The organism is Runella limosa DSM 17973, from assembly GCF_000482465.1.
Taxonomy (GTDB): domain Bacteria; phylum Bacteroidota; class Bacteroidia; order Cytophagales; family Spirosomataceae; genus Runella; species Runella limosa.
Genome location: NZ_KI519421.1, coordinates 364,566 through 391,550 on the forward strand (window position 1 = coordinate 364,566; position 26,985 = coordinate 391,550).

A 26,985-nucleotide genomic window follows, 5' to 3' on the forward strand; every position below is an offset into this window, starting at 1 on the left:
TTAATGGATTGAAAAGTTTTTAACTAAGTTTCCTTCGGCATCTCTTTCGAAAGTACCATCATCTCTTTGTTTAAAAATAAAAGGGTTAGTAAAAGAATCAATTACTTTATCAATTTCTTCTTTACTCATTCCTGAATAGTTAATAAACTCATCGACCGCGTAATAAGGATATTTACCTTCAAACTCCTTGACTAAACTAATAGCTTCCTCTCTACTTAAACGACCATTCCGAATGTCTATTCCAGCATGATCCGTTGCTCGCCCAAACCCATACTTAACGTATTTTAGATAATCGTGAAGACCTACTAATTTTTCATCTAGATTTTCAAAGTTAGTATATGTTCCTTCTGTATTACCGTCTTGTTTTACGCTGAATCCATGTCTTTTTACTATTTCAAGTTGTTTTCTGGCGTCCCAAAAGAAGTAATGGCCAAGAAAAACTCCTGTTACCCCAACTCTATCTATATCTTCATCGTTAGGGTAGAAGTAGGGCGTCAGTTCTTTTTTTGTAATACCTTGAACTCCTATCATATCTTGAATTCTATTACCCAATAGCCCGCCAAATTCCTCCAACCACCTTCTGTTTAACGTTCTATTTTTTACACTTTCTAAATTGGGACCGCCATATTCCTGCTGAGAATTTTCACCCCAAATTATGAGCGGGATATTAAATTTAACTGCAAACATGACAGGAATGGTAAAAATCCCAATATGGTTTGGCCACATTTCATCACCGACCCGCTTGAAACTTTCAACAACCATTTTTTGATATACTTCATAATTCTTCTTAAAATGGATTACATCCATACCCATTTTAGATAAATTATCTAAATTCTTTTGCCCTAATTCTGTTACACTGGTAGTTTCAAAGCATACACAAAGAGGATTCATACCACAAACATACTTCATAAAATATGCTTGATAAGTACTATCCTTACCTCCGCTTACAGGAACTATGCAATCCCAGCCTATATCCCCATCAGGTTTTTTGTAGTAATTGATAATCTCTTGGAAATCTTTTGCTCTTTGATTCCAATCAATTCCATTATTTTTATCTGTTGCTGCTATACAAGCAGAACATACTCCATTTTCATTAAATAACAAATCAGGTTTGGTCTCGGGGAATAAGCAAGTTTTGCAGTAACGAATTTCCATTTTCTCAAAGTGGATTATTATTTTTTAATTAAGAACCAGGTTATATCATCTTGAGGAAATGCAGGGTCTTTTCTATAAGAGAAGCCATAATCCACCAATTCTGTATCTGGAAATATCGCTAAAAATTCACCTGCAAAATCACGTTTAAAAAGGCGTTCATTATGACCTCGGTAGGGAATTGTTACAGGCGATGGATTGTAATATTCAGCTATGAGAATGTATTTGGAAGATGCTTCATAAAGTTTTTGATAAACTGTTGGTAACATGGTTGGGTTAATGTGTATTAAAACTCCTTTGATGAGTGACAAATCCACTTGATAGTCGTTTACGAAATTAAATATTGAGTCATTAATAACGTTGTCATCACCTATTAGTGAGGCAAGTACCTTAGCAGCACCTGTATTTATCTCTACTCCTTTTAATTGAATTTCAGGATACAATAACTTAAGAGCCTTCAGATTCATCCCTATATTTGCCCCAAACTCTATGCATGAATTAAGCTGACCAGTCGCTTTTAAAGCTTTTGAGAAAAAATGCAGATTGGATGCTAAGAGTTGTTGACTTTTATTTCTTTCGATGTAGTCTGTTCCAAACTCACCTGCCCAAAAACTTTCTTGTTCTGTTTGAAAATTATTCATTATAAATTATTAATTAGTTGATATTTTATTTTAGCGATATCCCAGTTATTTTGGTTGTCTATGTCTTGGATAAATAGATTTTCAATAACTATCTCGCTTGAATTTTGCGAATAAATACTTCGATTGCTTAAAACATATTTGGTATTCATCCAATAGAATTGACCTGCATCGAAAAAGACTTTTTCTAAATTTTGTTTTCTCGTATTAATAATGAATACATTTTTTCGAATAAACAGAGCACAAGGATAAATGCAACAAATACTGTGCAAATTTTAATTTTGGCAGTTGTAATAATCTATTACTTTCTCAATTACATCAAATGTCGATGCGAAATCATATACATTCTTTATCGTACATAAAAACAGCTTTAGTTCTGTATTTGAGGGCTTTTATTTTATTTTGCAACTCTCTTTTGAAACCCTTCCTTCATCAAAAATCTGGCTATTATAGGGATAGTTTTATCGAATAATCAATTATAGTCTTTCCCAAAAAAGCCTTATATTTTCTCTGGGAATTCGTTTGCTTCCTCCTCTCGCTGGTATATATAATACATAAATTAGCTATTCAAGAAGTTAATTACCGTATTAATCACAAAATTCAGTTTTTCGTCTGATAAACTTGGGTACATAGGTAGGCTAAGGCAATCGTTATAATACTGTTCTGCAAGTGGAAAGTCTCCTTCATTCCAACCTAATTGCTGATAGTAAATCATTCTATGGACTGGAATATAATGTACTTGTGCGTATATACCTTTACTCCTTAAAAAATTATAGAGTTCAAAACGTTGCTTAGTTTGAATGACATACAGGTGAAATGCGTGCCCTTCTGTTGGAAATGTGCTTACTAAAGCAGTATTCTTGAAAGCTTGATAGTATGTTTTTGCTATTTCTCTCCTTCGCGCCAAACCTGCTTCTGCACGAGTCAGTTGTGAAAGACCAAGTGCTGCATTGATGTCCGAAAGTCGGTAATTATACCCTAATTCCTGCATTTCATAATACCAATCTCCGTGGTTTTGAGACATTAAGGCCGGATTTTTAGTGATACCGTGTGTTCTCAATAATAACAACTTTTCATATAACTCTTTAGAATTAGTAGTAATCATTCCACCTTCTCCACAAGCAATATGTTTAACTGGGTGAAAAGAAAATATGGCTAAATCTGCGTAATTACCATTGCCACAATTTTGTTTAATTCCTTTACTATCAACAAAATAACCGCCTGGTGCATGGCATGCATCCTCTATTATCCATAGGCCATGCTCATCGGCTAGCTCACGAAATATTTCCAAATTTACAGGTAGTCCCGCAAAATCTACCAGTATAATCCCTGAAAAATAACCTTTAGGATGGCTTTCTATCAATTCTAATACTTTGTCAGTACTTAATGTGAGTGTTTTTGGATCAATATCAGCAAAATAAACCTCGCCACCGCAATATCTGACACAATTGGCGGATGCTGCGAAAGTAATAGGAGTAGTGATGACTCTTGATTCGCTATTTACCCCCAATGCTAAAGCACATAAGTGTAATGCTGCTGTACCATTTGAAACAGCAACTGCGTATTTTGAACCAATATAACTGGCAAAAGCTTCTTCAAATTCCTTGATTTTCGGCCCTTGCGTTAAGTAATCTGATTGTAGAGTTGCTACGACGGCATCAATATCATCTTGCGTTATATTCTGCTTGCCATAAGGTATAGAATCCATATTTTCAACCACTTACTTTTTTAATATCAAACGACTTCTATGCTAATATTGAAAGTAGAATCAACATGAGTTTGTATTAAGTCACGCAATTTTTCTACACCTAACCACTCTGAATTTTCTCCAGAACTATAATTAAAGCCTTCTTGAACTTTCTTTGCGTTGAAGTATTTAATATACTCTTGTAAATCCCAGGATGGAACTTGAGGCAAAATGACGTAATACTTGCCTAAGTCATAGGTTGTAAAAGAATCCGAACTAGCAATCATTTCTTCATGAACTTTCTCACCTGGCCTAATACCTACTATCTTATGAACACATTCTGGTCCAATTGCCTCTGCTACATCCGTAATTCGATATGAAGGAATTTTAGGAACAAATAATTCCCCTCCCCAAGCAATATCCAAAGCATTCATTACCATTTGTACACCATCTGCTAATGAAATATTGAACCGTGTCATATTTGGGTCAGTTATTGGTAAAACTCCTTCTTCTTTTTTCTTTAAAAAGAAGGGAACTACTGACCCGTTTGACCCCATGACATTTCCATAACGCACCACAGAAAACTTTAGCTTTTTATCCCCCTTGATGTTATTGGCAGCAATAAAGAGTTTATCAGAAGTTAATTTCGTAGCCCCATAAAGATTAATAGGAGCACACGCTTTATCTGTTGAGAGAGCTACTACTCGTTCAACATTTGTTTCTAATGATGCTCTAATTACATTTTCTGCACCGCCAATGTTTGTTTTTACACACTCATCAGGATTATACTCTGCGATGTGTACATGCTTCATTGCAGCAGCGTGAATAACATAATCAATTCCACTAAATGCTCTTTTTAAGCGTTCATAATCTCTTACATCACCAATAAAATAACGGATACATGGATATTCTGACTCTGGATATTCCTGAGCCATTTGAAATTGTTTTTGTTCATCTCTGGAGTAAATAACTAACCGTTTTATATCAGGATGATTGGTAAGTATATACTTCGTCAAGGCTTTCCCTAATGAGCCTGTTCCTCCAGTTATCAGTATTGATTTACCGGTTAAATTATTATTATTCATACAAGATTATTTGAATTGTATTCCCCTAAAAAACTATAGTATGTACTACTACCTAGCTCTTTTCAATTACTAATGTGCTATTTTACTCTTATAGATGATCTATTCAGTCGGTCTTTCTATAAGTTGAAACAACGACTTGTCGTTAAACATCTGGATGTATTGCTTAGGGCGAGATTTGCGCAAAGGTGGCCAAAGCCACTCCCTACTCCTCCCGATATGATGATGTGGATGGTTTTCATTTGAACAACTTTAAGGAAATCAAATGCCCCACAATAATTATAACTTGCATACCTCTTTTGTATCATTATTCAAGTAAATCTTAAATGAGATTTCAAATTTACTTGAATAATTTTAATTTTTGTTCTTGATAGTGTTTTTGAACCCCACCCTGATGGGTTTATGCCGTTACAGTCGTCTTCGTCAAATCCACCTTCAACACCATCCCCAGCGAGTCCAATTGTATCGTTAGTACTGAACCTTGCTGCCCTACCACCTCACCCGTGGCATTGGCAAATGCTCCCGAGTTGATCGTAACGGGTGTGTTGAGCTCATAACGCTCCACTTTGATGGCTTGGTGGTCGTAAGTCCCCAGCATTCGTTCAATGGTATCAATCTCCGAATCGCGCACGATGGCGGGTTTTTTGAGCCAAAACAAATAGCGCACTACGCCTGGGACATCAAATACCTTGCTGCGTTCGTGTTCTTCGAGCCGTACGAAACAATAGGACCGAAAAAGTGGTTCTTCTACTATCTTGATTCGATCAGACCACTTTCGTTTGGTTTTAAGCATGGGACAATACACCTCAATTCCTTTTTCGGTCAGCCTTTCCGCCACCAGCTTCTCATTTCGAGACTTTGTATATATTACAAACCAAGGCATATTTTTGAGTGTCGAGTGTTTAAATGCAAATTGTCGAATAAAATACCTTTGCCCTGCGGGCTACTAATCTCCCCCTCTACTAAAAGGAGAGGGGGGGCAGGCGGGCGAGGTTACTAACCCTATAGTATATACGCAAACCATATACCTATCCCATTTAACTCAAAATTTTTAGCTTGAGATATACTTTTCCTACGGCTTCGCCCTTTCAGTCCCGGATGGCACCTAACAAGATGTATATACTTTTTATTTTATTGTCCTCTTTTTACTCCGTGTGGGTACCAGAGCGAAGAAGAGGAGTACTATTCGTAGTAGTTTAGGATAGAAAACCCTTCGCTTTGTAATAATTTATCTTTTTGGAACAAACGCAAGTCGGCCAAGGCCATATCGGCAATGAGCATGTCAAGCGTGTGTTTCGGCGTCCAGCCCAGTTTTTGCTTTGCTTTGCTTTGCTTTGCTTTGGTTGGGTCGGTGTTAAACAACGAGCTCCGCCGCTTGATGCCGTGAACGGTATAGCCTTTTTCCAAGAGAAGCTCGCTCAGGTATGCTCCGTCTTGGCCTGTGACTCCCGTAATAAGTGCAACTTTGTTAATCATACAACTTGTGGGTGGCGTAACTAGGTGTTTAACATGTCAAATATACAAACGAACTAGTGAAAGCGCCAAGTTTTGAACGAAAAATTAGTTAAGAATTTATCAAACGGTAAAAAACATAATTATCCTTAGACCACATTGGACAACCCACAGAACTCCCGATACGAAGTAAATTGAGTTCAGCAGGTTAGATAAAAAGGGGGGTTAGCCGTAGTATCCCTTCCCGTATTTATAGCCATAGCCATACCCGTAGCGATACTCTTGACTATTTCGGTAATTGACCCCGTTAAATATGACGTTTAATGATTTAAACTTATTAAACTTTTTAAGGTCCGTAAGAATGTTTAAATCTTTCTGCACGGTGACTTCATGGCGAACTATGTAAAAACAGGCATCTACCATCGGACTCAGAATCAACGAATCAGTGACCAAACCCACTGGTGGCGTATCGAGCAAGATATAATCGAAATACTCCCGATAAGTCGCCAGCAAGGTTTCTATTTTTCCGTTGGACAATAACTCGGCGGGGTTGGGGGGAATAGGGCCACAAGAAGCCAAAAATAGGTGCTCAAAGTCCGTTTTTTGGGCTACATCCATGGCGTCGGCCGCGCCCGCTAGGTAATTGGACAGCCCTTTTTCTCGGGTAAGGCCCAGGTACTTGGTCAATTTGGGCTTCCGCATGTCAAGTTCCAAAATCACCACCCTTTTCCCCAAAGTGGCAAGGCTCATCGCCAAGTTGAGGGTAATAAAGCTTTTTCCTTCCCCACTGGTGGAAGAGGTAAATAAATACGCTTGCCCCTTGTCGCGGTTTTCGGTTGTGATGTACTGAAGATTGGTGCGTAAAATACGGAATTGCTCCGTGATAAAACTTCGGCTCTGCGGGTCTAGTATATTTGTTTTCAAGTCTTTAGGCTTGAGCGACACTTCCCCAAACACCGACAAGCCCGTGGCTACTTCAATTTCTTTGCGCGACTGCACCCGATTGTTCAATAATTCTCGGATGTTCAAGACAGCCGCAGGCACAACCACACCTACCAACAACGCAATCAGATAAATTAATCTATTGTTAGGCTTAATAGGGAGCGGTGTCGAATAAGGTTTATCGACAATTCGGCTGTCAGTCACCGTAGAAGCATACGACAACGCGGTTTCTTCCCTTTTTTGAAGCAACAACAAATAAAGATTTTCCTTGATATTTTGTTGGCGTTGGATGGTGACAAACTCTCGTTCTTTGCGCGGAATGCGGCTAATGGAGCTTTCAAAGCGTTTGTTTAACCCTGCCAAGCTCGACCGGGTCACCAATAAGCTATTTTTTTGATTACTCACGTTTTCCCGAATCGCTTGTTTGGTGTTAGATACCTGAGTATTGAGGGTTTCTAAAAAGGGATTACCAGGCTGTACGGTACGCGACATTTTTTCTTTTTGCAGTTCCAACTCGCTCAATTTCTCAATAAAAGAAGTCAAAATGGGGTCAGTTACCATCAAACTTGCAGGCGCCACCGTTCCTTGACCACTTTGGAGATAACGCTCTACCCCTTCCAAGACCTTCAATTGGATGTCCACTTCGTTAAGTTTGGTATCGTTTTCTTTGACTTTTTCGAGAAATAAGTTCGCTTCGGTACTTAAATCGGTAATCCCTTGGGAAGTTTTGTACGATTCAACGTCCTTTTCTACGATTGTCAGTTCTCCTGTAATGAGTTTGAGGCGGTCTTCAATAAAGCGCAGTGTATTGCTTGCCTCCAAGTTTTTATCTTCCAACGCCGAAAAAGTATAAACATCCAACAGTTTCGCGAGGATGGCTTGGCCTTTTTCAGGTAAACCTGTTTCTACCGAAAGCTGAATGAGTGTACTTTTAAGATTGACCAATTCAATCTGTAAATTCTTGAGGTAGTTTTCAACGAGGAGATTGCGAGGGCTTAACTTTATTTTAATCAAACGACCTTTGGTCGCCAATTTTGGTTGGACAAGAAAAATTCTAAACCGACCATAAACCGACGAAACAGGTTGAGTAAACAAATAAGTCCCAATTACTTGCTGTTCTTTTGATAAGAGTTCATAGTGTTGGCCATCAACAATACGTACATAGAGCGGCTCTTTGTACGCAATTTCCTGTAGTTGGGTGTAATTGAGGGTTATTGGCGATTTTTGAAACAATTCGGTATCACGAAACGTCCCTTCCTCGAAATAAGATACCGTCAAATTCAGTCCATCTACCACCTTTTCCATTAATGAACGCGCTTTGAGCACCTCCATTTCGTTTTCAACAATTTTATTTCCGTTGAACAAATCAAGTTCTTTGAGCATTTCATTGGTTCCTCCCATGCCCTTCTTTTCATCTTTGATGAGTATAGAGGCACTAACTTTGTAGATGGGGGTTGTGTATTGGAGGTAGAAAAAAGCAGCGCCCAGTGCCACGGCCAAGGCAATAACAAACCAATACCAGTAACGCAAATATTTTAAAAGAAACAGTCGTAGGTTGAACTCTTCTTCTTTTTCTTGCCAAAATTCTATATTTTCCATAGGTAAATTTGGATGAATTATTTAAGAATTACATTAAGGAAAACCACAATTGCCGTGGCAACGCTGGTGATGATTGGGACCAACTGCACCGATCGGTCGGTGTAGGTAGCTTTGGCTTTGCTGGGTTCTACATAAATGACATCACCATTGCGTAAGTAATAATTGGGAGAAGCAAAGATCTCACGGCTCAAAAGATTAATCCTTGTCATGGTACGGCCATTTTCGGTTTCACGAATCAGCATTACGTTGGTTCGCTGGCCATAAATGGTCAAATCCCCCGCCATCGCCAACGCTTCGGGCAACGTGGTATGGTCATCCAGTAGGTTGTAAGTTCCTGGCCGATTAACTTCTCCCAGCAAGGAAAATTTATGGTTCAAGAAGCGTACATTGACCGCAGGTTCTTTGAGTGATTTGCCGACTTCGGCACGAACGAGATTACCCGCTTGGTCTAGAGTAAGCCCTATTACTTTTACGCGCCCTACAAAAGGAATTTCAACGTGCCCGCTTGAATCGACCAAATAACCTAGTGGTTGTCCTCGCATTGCGGCTTGCGTATTGGGGAAACTTGTGGTTGTCAGTGCATTAATGTTGGCAAAGTTTAATATTTCGTTGGACTCTTGGTTAAAACTCCCTACCGTAATGGCCAAAATATCACTGGACTGGATACGGGTTACCACGGGTTTGAGTTGGGGCAAGTTGGTCACTTGGGAGGTATCTGCCGATTGGAAATACACAATTTGTTTGGGGCTCACGCAGCCGTAAAACGCGCTTACAAACGCGCACAAGAGCAAAAACAGAATACCCGTAAATCGAGTTGGTTGGTTAGAATTCATTCAAAAAAGTAAAAAATAGTATAAAACGTTATTTTTGCGCCTTTCTTAGTCAAAAGGATATCCCTTTTGAGACTTTAATACACTTGTATGTTTTCATTCTTTAAAAGAAAATCCTCGGTATCCATTCTCGAACTCCTCCAAACGGATATTCACTCTCACCTCATCCCTGGCATTGATGACGGTAGCCCCGACCTCGCCACTTCCCTCCGCTACCTGAAACGTTTTCAGGAGATGGGATTTCAACGCGTCATTACCACCCCGCACATCTACGACGGCCTCTACAACAATACCACGTCCATCATTCAATCGGGCCTTACTCAGCTTCAACAAGAGGTCAGCAAGCAAGGGCTAGGCATCAAAATCGAAGCCGCTGCCGAATACTTCGTGGACAAACATTTTGAACAACTCCTAGCGTCCAACGACCTGTTGTCGTTTGGGACGCGGCAGTATGTACTCATCGAAATGTCGTTTGTTGCCCCTAGTCAGCAATTAGAAACTGTTATTTTCCAACTACTTACCAAAGGCTACCAACCGATTTTGGCGCATCCTGAGCGCTACAATTACCTTCACCACTCCATGAACACCTACAAACACATCCACGAATTGGGGTGTATGTTGCAGGTTAATTTACCTTCGTTGTGCGGCTATTACGGCCCCGCCACCAAAAAAATCGCGCAACAGCTTATTAAGCTCGATTTGGTTGATTTTTTGGGTACTGATTTGCACCACGACCGCCACTTGGAGCTTTTTATAGCCCATCAGTTTGACGCCGAACTCGCCAAATTAATTCAAAAGGGTAATTTTAAAAATGCCCTTTTGTAAACTTTTTTACCGAAAAATTGCGCTCCTGAGCACCTTATAAAAGGTTTTGAGCATGATTTCTCCGTCGAGCAACAAGCTCCAATTTTCGATGTACCAAATGTCGTAATCCACTTTTTGTTGGAGTACGGCAGGGGCTGTCTCCGATGCTGTCTCAACCTCGTTGGTTTCTGCCCAGCCCATCAAACCAGGTTTTACCCGATAGCGAACTTTGTAATTTTGGGTGGCCAACTGTAATTGGTAATACTCTGAACGTTTGTGCGCCTGGGGCCCCACCAGCGACATATCGCCGCGTAAAACATTCAACAAACGCGGAAATTTATCCAATTTTGTTTGCAAAAGTATGCGTCCAACCCACGTTTTTTGATTTTCAATCTGGGTTCTGAACACCCAAGAGTCAAATTCTTTTCCTCCTTGGCCAAGCAGTCTCTTTTTGATCCATATCGGCCCGCTTGATTCCAACACAATCGCGAGACTTACCAATGGCATCAGCCACAGACCTACCAAAAGAAGTACACACGTACTTAAAATAACATCCGCCAAACGCTTTATCAACCAGTAGTAATCGGTATCAAGCAAGGTATTTCGCACCGAAATGAGGGGTTTTCCACCCAACAACTCTAACGTAAAACGAGATGACCTAAACTGTAGAAAGCGGGGTGTAAAACGCAACAAAATCCCCTTAGAATCAGCCCATTGGGTGATTTTTTTAGCAATATCTTCTTCAAAATTCTCTGAGATAACAATCAGTTCATCCAGCAAATGCGACGAATGAGCTTTCTCCAAAAAGCGGATGGTTTGATTTAATTGAGCAGCACTCGTCACTGAACTGGGCAACGGGGCAACGCCTACCACCTTGTACCTAAATTGGCTATTTTTTTTAACAAAATCAACAAAGCCATTCATTTTCTCCGAGTCCCCAAGCACCACCAATGTTTTTTGGTAAATGCCTTTGCCATTCCAGTAATGAAATATTTTGCGCACCCCATACATTTTTAAGGTAATCAGCGTGCCCAACAGCGAAACGTAAATGAGTGAAAAAGTACGAGCGTGGTTGGTATCATTGAGAAAGAACAAAAAAACCGTCAGGATTGCAAACTGGAAAAGCAGGTTGGGGAGTAGCGCCCACACTTCGTTAATGAAGGTGAGGGTTCGGAAGTCATTATAAAGTGGTGTAAATTTGGAAGCGGCATACCAGCCCACCAAGAGTCCACCAACCACCAGCAAGTCTCGCCCAATCCAAAAGCGGTGGGAAAGCTGGGTGGCCAGCAAAAACGAAAACATAACAATCAGCAAATCGGCTGACAACTTCGTGTAATTGTGGCGACTCTCAATCGAATAACTCGGCGCCATCATGGGCAATGAGGTGGTCTGAGTCATAGCGCATTCAAGTTTGATGTGGTGATTCAACAAGACATAGTACAATTTTTTTAAAAAGCATTAACATTCCTTTAGCAAAGAATTTTCTTTGTCCAACAGAAGGTTTTACCTTAAAAAGTATCGTTATGCCTTGCAATAATAATTTATTCGTTTTGAAAACCAACCAATACGGTGGTGTTTTTATTGAAGAATTTATCAAACGGTAAAAGAACGAATCTCCCCGCAGTCCAATTCTTCAACAAAAACCCCTAAAAAACCGCCTCTATGCACTGGAAAGCGACTTTTCTATTTTTTCTCTAACAATACCACATTTTCTACGTGATGCGTGTGCGGAAACATATCCACTGGGCGCACTTTGGTGACGGCGTATTTTTCGTCGAGCCACGCCAAATCGCGGGCTTGGGTCGCCGAATTACAGCTTACATAGACAATCTTGGTCGGCTCCATGCGCAAAAGGGTACGCACTACAGGCTCGTCCATACCCGCGCGCGGTGGATCGGTAATGACGACATCGGGATGTCCGTTTTCTTGAATAAATTCCTCGTTCAAGACATTCTTCATGTCGCCTGCGTAAAAGCGCGCGTTCGTGATGCCGTTGATTTGGGCGTTGACCTGGGCGTCTTCAATGGCCTCCGCCACGTACTCTACTCCCACGACGGACTTTGCTTGGTGCGCCACAAAGTTGGCAATGGTGCCCGTTCCAGTATATAAGTCATAGACGTGTTCGTTGCCCGTCAAACCCGCAAACTCGCGCGCCACTTTGTAAAGTTCGTATGCTTGGTCGGAGTTGGTTTGATAAAACGATTTTGGCCCCACGCGAAATGTCAGGTTTTCCATTCGCTCTTCGATGTAGGGTTTACCCGCGTACAAAATGGCCGTTTGGTCGTAATACGAATCGTTTCCTTTGGTATTGATAATGTATTGTAAAGACGTGATTTCGGGAAAACGGTCTTTCAAAAACTCCATCGTTGCGTCTATGTCCTCTTGATTAGGCTCGGCAAATTGCACAATCACCATGACATCTCCCGTATTGGCCGTGCGCAGAATCACATTCCGCATAAAACCAACGTTGTTTTTTTGGTCGTAAAACCGAAATCCTTTTGATTTAGAAAATGCTTTGAGTTCGTTACGAATTAAGTTGGAAGGGTCGGGCTGGAGGTAACATTTTTCGATGTCCAAAATTCGATCAAAACGTTTTGGTATATGAAAGCCCAAAGCGTCGCGGTCGAGCTCGGTGCCATCCCCCATTTCTTCAAAAGTAAACCAACGGAAGTTTGAAAATGTAAACTCCAGTTTATTGCGGTAAAACGTCGTTTCTTTGGAGGGAACAATGGGGTCAATGGTTGGCAACGCTACTTTGGCAATTCGGTGCAAATGATCACTTACTTGCTGCCACTTAAATTGAAGTTGTTCTGCATACTGAATGTGCTGCCATTTGCAGCCACCACAGGTACCAAAATAACTACAAAACGGCGTAGCCCTTTTTTCTGACCACGAATGGGTGTGCAGCACCCGCGCTTCGTAAAATTTCTTTTTCTTGAAAGCCAAGATTTCAACGTCCACCACATCGCCTGGGGCCGCGTTTCCTTCGATAAATACCACCGCGCCCTCGTGCTTGGCGATGCACTTTCCCTCAGCAGCAAAATCCTCAATGAGTAGATTTTCTACAACTTGTCTATTTTTTTTGTAATTTTTCATCGTATTGTTTAAGCAACGCCAAAGAACATTCTTGCGTAATTACTTATCAGTTTGAATATCCGATTTATACACCGCGACAAAAGTACAACGAGAAGTTTAGCCCTAAAACCAAATGAAAAAAATTCTACTTCGCACATTGTGGATTTTGATGTTTGTGCCAAGCCTCTCGTGGGCGTCGCACATAGTGGGAGGCGAAATTGAGTTCTACCCAACCAACCAATCAGCCAGCCGTTTTTACGTTGGGCTAAATTTTTATTTTGACCAAGCAAATGGTCGTCCCGCCGCAGAGACTCAAACAGTTACGCTTTATTTCTTCCGCAAATCTGACAACGCCTCCATGGGTAGTATTGAACTTCCTCAAACAACCCGTAAGCTCATTAGCTATACTAATCCAACTTGTGGCGCGTTGAACGCCGATTTACGCACGTTATTTATTAGGTACTCCAGCGAAATTATTATCAATACCCAAAACTTCAATGACCCGCGCGGTTATTACATCGTCTGGGAACGCTGCTGCCGAAATAGCATCATTACCAACATTCTCAATCCAGCAAGTACAGGCGAAACTTTTTATACCGAATTTCCTGCTTTGGTACAAAACAACCAACCTTATACCAATTCTACCCCAAAATTTGGCGAATTGAAAGGCGACTATATTTGTCTCAATCGCCCTTTTACCTTCGATTTTAGCGGTAAAGATGCCGACGGCGATAGCTTGGTCTATTCACTGACGCGTCCTTGGGCAGGTTATGCCAATACCAGCAACCCCGAACCCGTTGCGCGTGGAAGCAGTACTTATCCACAGGTTATTTGGGCATCGGGTATCAGCGACCAAAACATGATTCCTGGCCCCGTGCCGTTGCGAATCAATCGGCAAACGGGCATCCTGAACGTAACCGCCGACAAAGCAGGGCTTTATGTTTTTGCGGTGTTGGTTGAAGAATACCGAAAAGGCGTCAAAATTGGGGCTGTTAGGCGAGAATTTCAGTTTAAAGTGGTGGATTGTCCCCAAAATTTTGCACCAACGGCTCTCTACCGAGAAACAGGTAAAACCGCTTTCTATAAAGAAGGCGAAACGCTCACTATCAAGCGCGACCAGTCGAAATGTTTGGACATATTAATCACCGACCGCGACCCTAATCAGCGCCTGACGCTGCGTACGATTGGTATTAATTTTGACGACGCCAGCGTGTCAGCCAATCCGCTTACTTACGTCACCAAGTCGGCAACTGATACTTTGAAAGCGCAAATTTGCTTTGAAAAATGCGTCGAAAGCCGCAATAACCAACCCGTTATTGTTGAAGTCATCGTGGCCGACGACGGCTGTCCCCAACCGCTGCTTGACACGTTGCGCATCCGAGTTTTTATTGAAGGTGCCCTCAACAATAACCCTGACGTGGTGACTAACTTAACCAATAATCGGGCGGCCATTGCCCAAGGAACAACCCTCAATTTTAATGTAATAGGCAGCGATAAAGACAACGATGAACTGGTGCTGGAAGCACGAGGGCGGGGTTTTCAACTCAATCAGGTGGGTATGACTTTCAACAACGCCACGGGAAAAGGCACTGTAACACAACCTTTTACGTGGATTCCTCCTTGCAACGCCGTCGGGCAAGAGTACATTGTTGATTTTATCGTCACCGACGTGGCCTGCAATCGCCAAGTGAAGGATACAGTCACGGTTCGGCTGCAAGCCTCTCCCCTACCCAACAATAAGCCCAAGGTATCGACAAGTCTTACCTCTACAGCTATTATTGACGTTCCTTTGCCCGCCGCCGACGGGAGTGGTTCGGTGGTTTTTGACGTTTATTCCGACGATGCCGACAAAACCGACCAATTGCGTTTGTATGCCCAAGGACAAGGCTTTAACCTATCGCAATACCAAATGAAGTTTGATGAAAAAACGGGAAATCCTCGCCTTACTTCTCGTTTTGAATGGAAGCCCAACTGTGCCGACTACGCCGCAATGGCAGGAAAAGAAATGGTGGTGCATTTTATCACCCAAGACAATAGCTGCGGTACCAACAAAAACGACACCCTCGCCGTAAGAATGCGCTTAGGCAATTTACCGACGGCTACCAATGTTGAGCAAAATACCCCGAATGTCATCACGCCCAACGGCGACGGCAAAAACGATTGCTTTTTTGTTGAGGGTATTTCGAGTGTAGCTTGTGGTCCTCAGTTTGAGAAAATAGAAATTTTTAATCGTTGGGGAAAATTGGTTTATAGTTCTATTGACACAAAGTTTAAGTGGTGTGCTGACGGAGTACCATCTGGTCAATATTACTATGGTTTAAAATTCACCAATCAAACCATTAAAGGAACTTTAGCGGTTATAAAATAGATAGACTTTCCAAGTTTTATAAACTTGGAAAGTCTAAACCACATTTTGTTAATATCTCCCTCTAAACACATTAATCAGTTTATCGGCCAACAGTTCTGCTGAAAAGTCGTGGGTTTGTTCGGGGTAAAAATAAACTTGATGGTTGATGCCGTAAAGCGTCAGTTTTGCTTCGGTCAATACCCGTTGCTCAGGCGTGATGATGTTATCCTGTCCACCGTAAAAAAGGATGGTTCTAGGTGCGGAGGGTGTCATCGTATTTAAGGGACTTGCTTGCAAAAAATCAAGCGGCGCTTCTTCGTACGATTTTCCAATGAGCTGCACAATTGATTTTTCTAAACCTGCTTCACGGAGTGCTTTGGAAGTCAGGTCGGTGGGTGCTACAATGCCCACTACCGCCCGTACGCCATCCGTGGGATGTGTGTAACTGTACTGCATCGCCAAGTGCCCTCCCGCACTCACTCCTCCGATGACAAAAGCCCCCTCGTTTAGGTGATAAGTTACCGCCTTTTGCTTCAAAAAAGCCACTAATTGTTGAATATCTTCGATTTGTTGCCCAATTCTTACCCCTGTTTTGCTGGTTACGCGGTAGTTGGCATTGACAATGGTCAAGTTTTTTTGTGCTTTTTTTAGTTGTTCTACACTGGGAGTCAAAAACGATTTATCACCACCCGACCAAGACCCTCCGTGCAATAAAATCAACACTTCAGAGGGTTTTCCCGAAACAGTTTCGGGGTAGTGAATATCAAAACGTTGCAGTGGATCAGTACCATACGACTGGTCGTAAAGGTCTTTGTAAGAAGCAATTTGTTCATCAATAAAAGGGGTTAGCGTTTCGCTTTGGCAGCCAAGCAAGGCCATTGCCACCAGATAAAAAGCCAATAAGACACGGCTAAGTTTCCAAATCATTTTTAAACAAGTAATCATACGTTCAGTCTGTACGGCTTGCGCCATTGGGTTGGGGTGTGCTACGTTCAATATATATACGGGTTAAACGAAAAGAAAGATTAAATCAGTGTTTTGCGGGCTTTCTTTAAAATTGCTCCTGAAATATAGGTCTTTTCGGCAAAATCACGGTATTTTTGCCCACTTGATGACTTACTTTTTATAAAGCCGCATTTCAATATTCATGTTCACACTCACAAATAAAGTAGCCCTCGTAACTGGCGGAGCCAGTGGTATCGGACTAGCAATCAGCCAGTTGTTTGCGCAACAAGGCGCTTATGTTCACATTCTTGAGCTCAATCAAGCCCAAGCCCAAACCGTTGCCGACGAATTGGTTCAACAGGGTTTTCAGGCAGAAGCACACGCGGTAGATGTCTCAAAACAAGCAGATGTAGTCGAAACGATTCAAGCCATTATCCAAAAACATCCCATTGATATTTTGGTCAACAACGCGGGGGTGGCGCACGTTGGGAAAGCCCATACAACCAGCGAAAGTGATTTTGAACGGGTGATGAACGTCAACGTCAAAGGGATGTATAATTGTCTCTTTACGGTTATTCCTCATTTTCAAAGCAAAGGTGGTGGCGTCATTTTAAACACTGCTTCCATTGCAGGTACCGTTGGTATTCCTGATCGGTTTGCGTATTCGACCAGCAAAGGTGCGGTGATTGCGATGACGCTTTCGGTGGCCAAAGATTATTTGCATGACAATATTCGCTGCAATTGTCTCTCCCCTGCCCGCGTTCATACGCCGTTTGTGGATGGTTTTATTGCCAAAAATTACCCTGGCAAAGAAGCTGAAATGTTTGAGAAATTATCAAAATCTCAGCCGATTGGACGCATGGCAAAACCGTCCGAAATTGCCAGTCTCGCGCTTTATCTTTGCTCAGACGAAGCTGGTTTTATTACTGGTTGTGATTATTTGATTGATGGTGGTTTTGTAAAACTTAACAACTAATAATTAGGTCTTGAATTTTTCTAAAAATATCGAATTTTCGGCTAAAACGTTCATCAAAATATTGACGGCGATAGGGTGTATTTGTGCCTTGTCGGCGCAGGCCCAGACCGTCAATTTACGTAAAGTTGATTCGTTGTTTTTGAATGGTAAAATCGAAGAAACGGAGATTTTATACGAACGCTACTTGTCTAGCTTCAAAAACACAACGCTCGCTCCCCTGCCTATTTATTATAAGTTGGCGTACATCAACGAAAAGCAAAACGACTATGCCCGTGAATTGTATTATTTGAGTATGATTTACAACCGCCAACCAAGGCAAGCCGTTTTGAATAAAATTACGGAAACAGCAGCTAATTACAATTTATCGGGTTACGAAGTTGATGACTTTAGTTTCATTTTTCTATTTTTTAGGAAATACTCCCTTTACTTTACGTTGTTTTTGTTGATTGTTGGGATATATGCTTTCGTGGTGCTTGTACAGAAAAAAAGGCACAACGAACTCATACAACGACGCCACACTTGGGTAGTGATTTTGTATCTAAGCACCTTGCTTATATTACTCAACTTGCCTGACTTTTACCAAATTGGTATTATTAACAAGGAGACTGCTTTCCTGCGCGAATCTCCCTCCTCGGCAGCACCCGTCAAAAAGGCGATTTCCCGAGGAAATAAAGTCATTGTCCTCAGTGAAACCGATGAATGGTTACAAATTTGGTGGGACGAACACGCCCTCTATGCCAGAAAGTTAGATGTTTGGGCCATCCAATAACGGATTTTTTCTCCCTAAACTATTGGATATTGACACGGAAAACAATATTATTGCATATTCAAACAAAACAAATCAGCAAATTCCATGAAGAAATTGACGCAAGCTCTACCCTTTTTCATCGCTCTATTGATTGTGGGAGTTATGGTCAGCTGTACTGAAAAAGGTCCACACACTAATCCTGAGGTCAAATTTGAAGCAACGCTGACAGGTGCCAATGAAGTACCTCCCGTCACTACCAGTGCCACAGGCCGTATGGAGGGTGTTTACAACAAAGAGACCAAAAAGCTCACTTATACAATCACTTACTCTGGTCTTACTGCTACTGCGGGGCACTTCCATAGCGGCAATAGCTGGGAAGCTGGGCCAGTAGTTTATAACTTTGGCAGTACATTAAATTCTCCTATTTCTGGTTCTTGGGATTTAAACCAACAACAAGAAAATCTGCTCTTTTCAGGATTGCTTTATGCAAACATTCACACAGCAGTAAACAAAGGTGGAGAAATTCGTGGCCAAGTTAACATGGTAGATTTCAACGCTTGGAAAGCAAGTCGTAAATAATCGCTTTCTACTTTTTTTATTAGACCTTCCAAGTTTAACGTCAACTTGGAAGGTCTTTTTTTTAGCCTGCTAGTTCTTTTAAGGCTTTCACAAACACGTCCAACTCCTGCGTAGTGGTAAACAAATGCGGAGTTACGCGCACGCCGTGTACGTTGGCATAGTCAATCGCGACAGTCCAAATTTTATATTTTTCCATCAACGTTTTTGCCAAATCCGCAGGCGAAAGCTTGGCTACGCCCACGTTTCCGATCGCACCGTGGCGGGTAGGATCCGCAGAAGTATTGACGACAATACCTGGATAATTCCTGACTTTGGACGTCCAATATGTTTGCAAATACCGCAGCCGTGCTTCTTTTCGTTCAATGCCTATTTTTTTGTGGTAATTGATGGCATCGGCCAAGGCCAAATCGGTATGAACGGGATGCGTACCCGTGTGGTTGAGTTTACGAATGTCGTCGTCGGGATAGCCCGTTTCTCCCAACAAAGGCCAAATTTGCTTTATTTTTTCTTTTCTGACGTACAACAAACCTGCCCCCAGCGGACATCCCAACCACTTGTGAAGGCTGCTACCGTAATAGTCGCAGTGCAAATCAGGAATTTTAAAATCAAAATGCCCCACCGCATGCGCGCCATCCACCATCACCTCTACCCCACGGGTATGCGCCATATCAGCGATTTTTTGAATGGGTAAAATATGCCCCGTGATATTAATGATGTGACACACCATCAACAAACGGGTTTTGGGCGTAATCGCTTGTTCGTAAAGCTTCACGATTTCGTCGTCGGAGGCGGGGTGATTAGGTACCGAAACAAATTTGTTCACTATCCCATAACGACGAGCTTGTTGTTTAAACATATCAACCATGGCACCATAATCTTGTAAAGCCATCACCACTTCGTCGCCTGCTTTCCAGTCAATCCCCGAAATGATGGTATCAAGCGATTCGGTGGTATTGCGGGTGATAATTACTTCTTCGTACGAAGCCCCCACCAGCTCCGCCAGTTGTTTCCGAACCGCTAGCTTGTCATCAAACTGTCGCGTCCGCATATAACGCGATGAAATTTTATTTATATCCCTAACGTGCTGGATATACGTATTTAGCACTTCGTCGGATGCCAAAACATAATAGCCGTTTTCGAGGTGAATAAACTCCGAAGTCACGGTAAAGCCTTTACGAACTTCTGCCCAAAAATTTTCATTTTGGGCTACTTCTTCGGGTGATTGATGTTGAAAAGCTGCCAAAGCCGTATCTGCTGTTGTTTGACTCAATGCGACCAATCCTGTCACAGACTGGAGAAATTCACGTTTGTTGAGAAGCATGATAATGGTAAGGGGGTAAGGTTAAAAAGTAAAAGTAAATTTTTCTTCCTTAAATTTGACCAACTCAGCACTTTTTTATTCTTTCGCACGTTCGCCAATTATAATCAGAAGATTAAGACATCAACCTCCTCTGTGAAAGTATTCCTCTCAAGGCTTCTTTTGGCAATTTATATGCTTTCAGCAACTCCTTGTAGTCAGTTGCTAAAGTTGCCTGTGCTTGTGATGCACTTTCAAGAACACCAATACCGCGATGCTTCCACTTCCTTTCTGAGCTTTATTTATCACCACTACGCCATCCACCATGCCGATGATGGCGATACCGCCCGCGACCAGCAGTTACCCTTTCAATCACACGATGACTGTGGGTCGTTTCAAGTTCCCATTTACCTTTTCCCAACGTTTGAGCCGCTTGCGCCTCACGTAGCCATTTTACAGGCCGAAAAGCCTTCATTTTATTCGGATTCTCATCTTTTAGCCACCTATCTCTCGGCTATCTGGCAACCGCCCCAACGCGCTTAATGAAACACCTCTGAGTCGTCGATGACTCTTTTTTGCGCACACCCACCCTGCTACCGAATAGCAGTGGGCTGATGCTATTGTTTCATTATTTTTCTTGTTGCCATGCTAAATTCAATCATTGAGTTTTCTGTTAAGAACAAACTCATCATTGGGCTATTTGTCCTTGCCCTCATCGGTTACGGAACGTACGAAGTAACCAAACTCCCCATTGATGCCGTCCCCGACATCACCAACAATCAAGTACAAGTCATTACGATTGCGCCGTCGTTGGGGGCTACCGACATTGAGCGCTTAGTTACTTTTCCAATCGAACAAGCCAATAACAACATTTCGGGACTTATTGAGATTCGGAGCTTTTCACGTTTTGGATTATCATTGGTAACTACCGTATTTGACGACAATACCGATATTTATTGGGCGCGTCAACAGGTCGCCGAACGTTTGCAAAAAGTCCAAGCCGAAATCCCTCAGGGCATTGGCGTGCCCGAATTAGGCCCTGTTTCTACGGGTTTAGGCGAAATTTATCAGTACGTAGTACGTCCCAAAGAAGGCTACGAATCACAGTACAACGAAACCGACTTACGAACCATCCAAGACTGGATAGTCCGCCGTCAACTCCTTGGTGTAAAGGGCGTTGCGGAAGTTAGTAGCTTTGGAGGCAAACTCAAACAATATTCCATTGAGGTAGATCCGAACAAGTTACAAGCGTACGGAATTACCATCAATGATGTCTTCAAAGCCCTCGAAACCAACAACCAAAATACAGGCGGCTCGTACATCGAAAAGGCATCGACTGTGCTGTATATTCGCAGTGAGGGACTGGTAGGTACGTTGGATGACATCAAAAACATTGCCATCAAAAGTCTCAGCGGCGGTACGCCTTTATTTATTGGAGACGTAGCCGATGTTAAACTAGGATACGCCACCCGCTTTGGCGCCATGACCTACAACGACCAAGGGGAAGTAGCGGGTGCAGTAGTGATGATGCTCAAGGGCGCAAATAGCAGCGAGGTAATCAAAAACGTCAAAGAGCGCGTTGCCCAAATTCAGAAAACCCTACCCGAAGGTGTGGTCATTGAAGCGTTTTTGGACCGAACCAAAATGGTTAATAATGCCATTGGAACGGTTGAACAAAACCTCTTAGAGGGTGCCTTAATAGTCATTTTAGTACTTGTGTTCTTTTTGGGCAACCTCCGCGCGGGCTTGCTGGTCGCATCGGTGATTCCCTTGGCCATGCTGTTTGCCATCATAATGATGAATTTGTTTGGCGTAAGTGGCAACCTGATGAGTTTGGGCGCGTTAGATTTTGGGCTTATCGTCGATGGGGCGGTGATTATTGTGGAAGCGGTCATGCACCAACTTTCCCACAACAAAAAATTCACCGAACTAACGCACCTCAGCCAGCCCCAAATGGACGATGAGGTACAACAATCGGCCAGTAAGATGATGAACAGCGCCGTGTTTGGGCAAGTCATTATTTTGGTGGTGTATTTACCCATTTTTACCCTTCAAGGCATTGAAGGAAAGATGTTTAAGCCCATGGCTCAAACCGTGGCTTTTGCCTTATTGGGAGCATTTTTACTTTCTCTGACGTATATCCCGATGATGAGTTCGGTGTTTTTGAGTAAAAAGATTCAACACGTTCCCAATTTCTCCGACCGATTTATGGCAAAAGTGGAAATGTTTTACCAAAATGCCCTTACCAAAATCATTGAGTTCCCAAAAATGGTTTTAGTCGGTGTGATTTCCCTCTTTGTTATCTCAATCCTGGTTTTTAGCACCTTGGGCGGCGAATTTATCCCCGCACTCGAAGAAGGTGACTTTGCCGTGGACACCCGCGTGCTTACGGGAAGTAGCCTCTCTACGACCGTTGAAAGCACCCAAAAAGCAGCACATATTCTCAAAAGTCGCTTTCCAGAAGTGGAAAAAGTGGTCACAAAAATTGGGAGCGGCGAAGTGCCCACCGACCCCATGCCCATGGATGCCAGCGACATGATGGTGATTTTGAAAGACAAAAAAGAATGGACTTCTGCCAAATCGTTTAGTGAATTGTCCGAAAAAATGGGGGCTGCCTTGGCCGAAATCCCTGGCGTAACGGCAGGATTCCAGTTTCCCGTCCAAATGCGTTTCAACGAATTGATGACGGGCGCGCGGCAAGATGTAGTTTGTAAAATTTTCGGGGAAGATTTAGATACCCTCGCTACCTACGCCAATAAACTAGGTGCGCTCATCGAAAAAATCGACGGTGCTAAAAACCTCTACGTGGAAACCGTGTCGGGGATTCCCCAAATTGTCATTCAATACAACCGAAACGCCATTGCCCAATACAACCTTAACATTACTGACATCAATCGGGTTGTAAACACAGCTTTTGCGGGGCAAAGTAGCGGCATGGTGTATGAAGGCGAAAAACGCTTTGACTTGGTCGTCCGCCTTAGTGGCGCGCAAAAGAAAGACCTGGCCTCGGTTCAAAACTTACTTATTCCCACACCCAACGGCCCGCAAGTCCCTCTGTATCAATTGGCCGATGTTCAAATCAAAGAAGGGCCAAACCAAATTCAGCGGGAGGATGCCAAGCGACGCATTGTCGTAGGGTTCAATGTTCGCGGTCGCGACGTTCAAAGTATTGTCAATGAACTCCAAGGTAAAGTAGCCCAAACAATTCGCTTCCCAACGGGCTATTATATTACTTATGGAGGAGCGTTTGAAAACCTCAACGCGGCCAAAGAGCGGCTAATGATTGCCGTACCTGTTTCGTTGGCGTTGATTTTTCTGTTGCTCTTTTTCGCCTTCAATTCGGTCAAGCACGGGCTGCTCATTTATTCTGCCATTCCTCTGTCGGCCATTGGTGGTATTTTGCTTTTGGCCGCGCGCGGAATGCCCTTTAGTATCAGCGCGGGTGTTGGGTTTATTGCCTTGTTTGGGGTAGCGGTTTTAAACGGAATTGTACTCATTGCCGAATTTAACCGACTCAAAGCGAGCGGACTAGAAGACGTCAAACAAATTGTCATCAACGGCACCAAAGTTCGGCTTCGCCCCGTATTGATGACGGCATTTGTGGCTTCTTTAGGCTTTTTGCCCATGGCCATTAGCAACGGTGCAGGTGCCGAAGTCCAACGGCCACTTGCTACGGTAGTGATTGGCGGCCTGATGATTGCTACCTTTCTGACGTTGTTTGTCTTGCCTATTTTATACATGACGTTTGAAAAAATTGGGAAAAAGCCTCCCTTAGCTGTTCTCGTGGTGGTAGGGTTTCTTAGTTTTTCAACGCAAGCCCAAACGCCCATTACGTTGGAGGAAGCGATTGATACTGCACTGAAAAACAACTTGTTAATCAAAAACGAGAAGCTCGTTTCGGCTTACCAACAAGCCCTGACAAAAACCGCCAAAGCGCTCCCCCAAATGACCGTCACGGCCGAATTGGGACAAATCAATAGCGTTTATTTTGACTCCAAAGTCGGTATTGGCCAATCGTTTAGCTTTCCAAAAGTGTATCAAACCCAACAAAACTTATTGAACGCCGAGTGGCAACGTAGTGTGTTGGCCGTCAATGTTCGGGAGGTGGACGTTCGGAAGCAAGTTGCTCAAGTTTTTTACGAATTGGTATATTTACAACAAAAGAAACGGTTGCTACAGTTTGCCGATACCCTTTATACCGACTTCTTCAAACGGGCGGAATTACGGCTTGCCAAAGGCGAAAGTAACATCCTTGAAAAAGCCACGGCCGAAACGCAATTGGGACAAATTACGACGCAGCTTACCCAACTTCAGTTTGATTCCGAGGCGCTTCAATGGCAATTTCAACTGCTGTTGAATACAACGACCATTTTTACTCCGACCGTTTTGGCGTTCAAACTCGCCTCCCCTTCTCAGCTCCTTGCCCCCAACGACCACCCTTATTTACGGTGGTTGCGACAACAGCAACAAGTAGCCGAAGCTAGTTTTCAGGTTGAAAAAGCGCGGTTATTACCGAATCTTTCGGTACTGTACAACAACGGAAGCATCCGAGGCACAGGCGCTGACAATCAATCCTATACAGGCTTCCATCGCTTTCAGTCGGTGCAGTTGGGGGTAGGAATCCCGATTTTTGCAGCGGCTCAAAAAGCCCAAATCAACAGCGCCAAAGTTCAAAAACTCATCGCCGAAAGTAACGTTCAAGTAGGTATCCAGTCGCTTCAAACCAATTACCAAACGGCCAAAGCCCAGTACCAGAAGTTTTTGAATACGGTCACTTATTTTGAAAATACGGCTTTGGCCAATGCGCAATTGATTATGACCACCGCCAACCAACAATTGTTGGCAGGAAACATCAATTATCTGGAGTGGGTTTTGCTCGTCAATCAAGCCACCACGGTGCGAAATGACTACGTAGAGGCGGTCAAAAACCTCAACAACGCCGCCATCCAGCTCCAGTATTTTAGTCAAACCAATTAATCCTTCGACTTCAATGAAACGTACAATAAAATTCAATAAAATCGCTTTCGCTCCCTCTTTTTTGGGGGCTTTACTCATTCTTACGGCTGTTTTTACTTTGACGGCTTGCAGTGAAAAAACGTCCGAAACCACCGCGACCGCTGCCCCAGCGGATGAAAACTTGATTCAACTCAGCGATGCCCAGCTCAAAAACGCCGAGATTGAAACGGGAACATTGACCCAACGGCCTATTTCATCGGTGTTGAAAGTAAACGGACGCGTTGAAGTTCCTCCCCAAAACGTGGTTTCCATTAGCGTGCCTACGGGTGGTTATTTGGAAGAAACCGATTTATTGGTGGGAATGAACGTTCGCAAAGGGCAAGTGTTGGCCGTAATGGAAGACCAACAATATATCCAATTGCAGCAAGATTATTTGACGGCAAAATCCAAAATCAACTTCCTCGAAAACGAGTATTTGCGCCAAAAAGACCTCAACCAAAGCAAAGCCAGCAGCGATAAAGTGTATCAGCTTTCGGAGGCTGAGTTTCGGAGCCAAAAAGTGTTGATTAGTGCCTTGGCCCAAAAACTTCGGTTGGCAGGCATCAATCCCGACCATTTGAGCGAAAATAACATTACGCGCACCGTTAAGGTCATTTCACCCATCAACGGCTATGTGTCTAAAATTAATACCAACATCGGTAAGTACGTCTCGCCTACCGAAGTAATGTTTGAATTGGTGAACCCTTCGGATATTCACTTGGTACTGAAAGTGTTTGAAAAAGACGTGGATAAACTCTACATCGGGCAGAAAATTTGGGCTTACACCAACAATCAGCCCGAGCGAAAACACCTTTCAGAAGTAATTATGATTGGGAAAGACCTAACCTCTGACCGTGCGACGGAAGTACAATGCCATTTTCGACAGTACGACAAAGCCCTCATTCCAGGCACGTACATGAACGCGGAAGTGGAGGTTAAAAACAATCAAGCGTATGTGCTTCCCGAAGATGCCATCGTCAGATACCAAGGAAAACAGTACGCTTTTGTCCAGAAATCAAATAAAGAATATTTGATGAATGAAGTCAAAGTAGGCAATACCGAAAATGGCTTTACCGAGATTTTATCTCCAGCGCCCAGTCAGCAAAATTTTGTGGTAAAAGGCGCTTATACGCTTTTGATGAGCTTGAAAAACAAGTCGGAAGAATAGTTAGTACATTAATTCTTTACCCGCAGAAGTCCGCAGAATAATGCAAGCGCAGATTTTCGCTGAAAATAACTGAATGAATCCATTCATCGGCGTCAATCTGCGACTTTAAATCTGCGTCAATCTGCGGGTAAAATTTTAAACTATTAGCTAGAAAAACAACTCCTTAAGTAGGCTAGGCAGCCCAATCAACGAAAATATTACCCCAAAGGCCCCCAACACGGTAGGAAGTAGCCATTCGTCTTTGCCTTCCATCAATACCTCGTTGGGGTTGCCTTTTTGGTACCAAATTCGGATGGTTTCACCCACCTGAAATTGGACGGGAGTGGTGTAAAGTGTTGAGTAATATACCCTTGTTTGATTATGATTATCGGTGTATTGAATCACAACGGCCTTCGCCGTAGAAGGGGGAATTTGCGGTTTTTTATAATGAGCAATCACCAACGCGGTTGTTTCTACCCCGCTTGATTTTAGTTTTCTGTTTTTGTTCCAGAAATAGTAGGCAAACCCCAAACACACCAGTCCTACCAGTGAAAATACACCACTAAAAATTACCCAACTCCAAGAAATTTCGCTCGTTTTCATCCGCCAGCCGTTTGCTTTGTGCAGTCCATTTTTTATGACGCCAAAGTTGCGATACGAAAACAATTCGCTCAATTTTTTTCCATTGAA

At 42.7% G+C, this 26,985-nt stretch carries 21 protein-coding genes; 8 read left to right on the plus strand and 13 right to left on the minus strand.

Features of this window, described 5'->3' with window-relative positions; genetic code table 11:
• From K339_RS0117240 to K339_RS0117285, 8 genes are all read right to left on the minus strand, one after another.
• Entirely contained in the window at nucleotides 1–1,155 is a 1,155-nt protein-coding gene (locus K339_RS0117240; RefSeq protein ID WP_229598761.1) for an N-acetyl sugar amidotransferase, read from the minus strand.
• Nucleotides 1,156–1,172: 17 nt separating this feature from the next.
• Nucleotides 1,173–1,793 carry a pseudaminic acid biosynthesis-associated methylase gene (locus K339_RS0117245; RefSeq protein ID WP_028524706.1) on the minus strand — a complete coding sequence of 207 codons (621 nt, stop codon included), beginning with the start codon at nucleotides 1,791–1,793 and terminating at the stop codon, nucleotides 1,173–1,175.
• Nucleotides 1,794–2,349: 556 nt separating this feature from the next.
• Nucleotides 2,350–3,498, minus strand: a complete 1,149-nt coding sequence (gene pseC, locus K339_RS0117255) for a UDP-4-amino-4,6-dideoxy-N-acetyl-beta-L-altrosamine transaminase (RefSeq protein WP_037300857.1) — start codon at nucleotides 3,496–3,498, stop codon at nucleotides 2,350–2,352.
• Between the two features lie 26 nt (nucleotides 3,499–3,524).
• Nucleotides 3,525–4,562: a UDP-N-acetylglucosamine 4,6-dehydratase (inverting) gene (pseB, locus tag K339_RS0117260; RefSeq protein ID WP_028524708.1), complete on the minus strand. Its 1,038-nt coding sequence runs from the start codon at nucleotides 4,560–4,562 to the stop codon at nucleotides 3,525–3,527.
• Between the two features lie 397 nt (nucleotides 4,563–4,959).
• The gene (locus K339_RS0117270) at nucleotides 4,960–5,442 is read right to left on the minus strand and encodes a UpxY family transcription antiterminator (protein ID WP_028524709.1); all 483 of its coding nucleotides are present in this window, start codon (nucleotides 5,440–5,442) and stop codon (nucleotides 4,960–4,962) included.
• Between the two features lie 299 nt (nucleotides 5,443–5,741).
• Nucleotides 5,742–6,035: a GDP-mannose 4,6-dehydratase gene (locus K339_RS37900; protein ID WP_028524710.1), complete on the minus strand. Its 294-nt coding sequence runs from the start codon at nucleotides 6,033–6,035 to the stop codon at nucleotides 5,742–5,744.
• Nucleotides 6,036–6,236: 201 nt separating this feature from the next.
• Nucleotides 6,237–8,552 (minus strand): GumC family protein, encoded by a 2,316-nt coding sequence (locus K339_RS0117280; protein ID WP_028524711.1) that lies wholly within the window; start codon nucleotides 8,550–8,552, stop codon nucleotides 6,237–6,239.
• A gap of 17 nt (nucleotides 8,553–8,569) precedes the next feature.
• A complete protein-coding gene (locus K339_RS0117285) occupies nucleotides 8,570–9,385 on the minus strand; it encodes a polysaccharide biosynthesis/export family protein (protein ID WP_028524712.1) in 816 nt (271 codons plus the stop codon).
• Nucleotides 9,386–9,472: 87 nt separating this feature from the next.
• On the opposite strand from K339_RS0117285, the gene K339_RS0117290 reads away from it, so the two are divergent.
• The gene (locus K339_RS0117290; RefSeq protein WP_028524713.1) at nucleotides 9,473–10,207 is read left to right on the plus strand and encodes a tyrosine-protein phosphatase; all 735 of its coding nucleotides are present in this window, start codon (nucleotides 9,473–9,475) and stop codon (nucleotides 10,205–10,207) included.
• Between the two features lie 6 nt (nucleotides 10,208–10,213).
• Here K339_RS0117290 and K339_RS0117295 read toward each other — a convergent pair whose 3' ends face one another.
• On the minus strand, nucleotides 10,214–11,584 hold the full coding sequence (locus tag K339_RS0117295; protein ID WP_028524714.1) for a sugar transferase: 1,371 nt from the start codon (nucleotides 11,582–11,584) through the stop codon (nucleotides 10,214–10,216).
• 285 nt (nucleotides 11,585–11,869) lie between these two features.
• Entirely contained in the window at nucleotides 11,870–13,282 is a 1,413-nt protein-coding gene (gene rlmD / locus K339_RS0117300; RefSeq protein WP_028524715.1) for a 23S rRNA (uracil(1939)-C(5))-methyltransferase RlmD, read from the minus strand.
• 112 nt (nucleotides 13,283–13,394) lie between these two features.
• On the opposite strand from rlmD, the gene K339_RS0117305 reads away from it, so the two are divergent.
• On the plus strand, nucleotides 13,395–15,629 hold the full coding sequence (locus K339_RS0117305; RefSeq protein WP_028524716.1) for a T9SS type B sorting domain-containing protein: 2,235 nt from the start codon (nucleotides 13,395–13,397) through the stop codon (nucleotides 15,627–15,629).
• Nucleotides 15,630–15,677: 48 nt separating this feature from the next.
• On the opposite strand, the gene K339_RS0117310 is transcribed toward K339_RS0117305, so the two are convergent.
• Nucleotides 15,678–16,604 (minus strand): alpha/beta hydrolase, encoded by a 927-nt coding sequence (locus K339_RS0117310; protein WP_028524717.1) that lies wholly within the window; start codon nucleotides 16,602–16,604, stop codon nucleotides 15,678–15,680.
• A gap of 151 nt (nucleotides 16,605–16,755) precedes the next feature.
• Here K339_RS0117310 and K339_RS0117315 point away from each other — a divergent pair, with 151 nt between their 5' ends.
• The 3 genes from K339_RS0117315 (at nucleotide 16,756) to K339_RS34030 (ending at nucleotide 18,856) form a co-directional block, all read left to right on the plus strand.
• Nucleotides 16,756–17,529, plus strand: a complete 774-nt coding sequence (locus K339_RS0117315; RefSeq protein ID WP_028524718.1) for an SDR family NAD(P)-dependent oxidoreductase — start codon at nucleotides 16,756–16,758, stop codon at nucleotides 17,527–17,529.
• A 10-nt stretch (nucleotides 17,530–17,539) separates the two neighbouring features.
• Nucleotides 17,540–18,298, plus strand: a complete 759-nt coding sequence (locus tag K339_RS0117320) for an SH3 domain-containing protein (protein ID WP_051398075.1) — start codon at nucleotides 17,540–17,542, stop codon at nucleotides 18,296–18,298.
• Nucleotides 18,299–18,382: 84 nt separating this feature from the next.
• Nucleotides 18,383–18,856 carry a CHRD domain-containing protein gene (locus K339_RS34030; protein WP_064750988.1) on the plus strand — a complete coding sequence of 158 codons (474 nt, stop codon included), beginning with the start codon at nucleotides 18,383–18,385 and terminating at the stop codon, nucleotides 18,854–18,856.
• Nucleotides 18,857–18,917: 61 nt separating this feature from the next.
• Here the strand turns inward: K339_RS34030 and K339_RS0117335 are convergent, their stop codons facing one another.
• Nucleotides 18,918–20,177: an aminotransferase class V-fold PLP-dependent enzyme gene (locus K339_RS0117335; protein ID WP_028524720.1), complete on the minus strand. Its 1,260-nt coding sequence runs from the start codon at nucleotides 20,175–20,177 to the stop codon at nucleotides 18,918–18,920.
• A 171-nt stretch (nucleotides 20,178–20,348) separates the two neighbouring features.
• Here K339_RS0117335 and K339_RS36065 point away from each other — a divergent pair, with 171 nt between their 5' ends.
• The 3 genes from K339_RS36065 (at nucleotide 20,349) to K339_RS0117350 (ending at nucleotide 26,316) form a co-directional block, all read left to right on the plus strand.
• Nucleotides 20,349–20,696, plus strand: coding sequence for a hypothetical protein (locus tag K339_RS36065; protein WP_051398077.1), 348 nt, complete (start codon nucleotides 20,349–20,351; stop codon nucleotides 20,694–20,696).
• Nucleotides 20,697–20,798: 102 nt separating this feature from the next.
• A complete protein-coding gene (locus tag K339_RS0117345; protein WP_028524721.1) occupies nucleotides 20,799–25,130 on the plus strand; it encodes a CusA/CzcA family heavy metal efflux RND transporter in 4,332 nt (1,443 codons plus the stop codon).
• A gap of 13 nt (nucleotides 25,131–25,143) precedes the next feature.
• Nucleotides 25,144–26,316, plus strand: a complete 1,173-nt coding sequence (locus K339_RS0117350) for an efflux RND transporter periplasmic adaptor subunit (RefSeq protein ID WP_051398078.1) — start codon at nucleotides 25,144–25,146, stop codon at nucleotides 26,314–26,316.
• A gap of 147 nt (nucleotides 26,317–26,463) precedes the next feature.
• Here K339_RS0117350 and K339_RS0117355 read toward each other — a convergent pair whose 3' ends face one another.
• Nucleotides 26,464–26,970, minus strand: a complete 507-nt coding sequence (locus K339_RS0117355) for a DUF3592 domain-containing protein (protein ID WP_028524723.1) — start codon at nucleotides 26,968–26,970, stop codon at nucleotides 26,464–26,466.
• Nucleotides 26,971–26,985 lie beyond the last annotated feature (15 nt).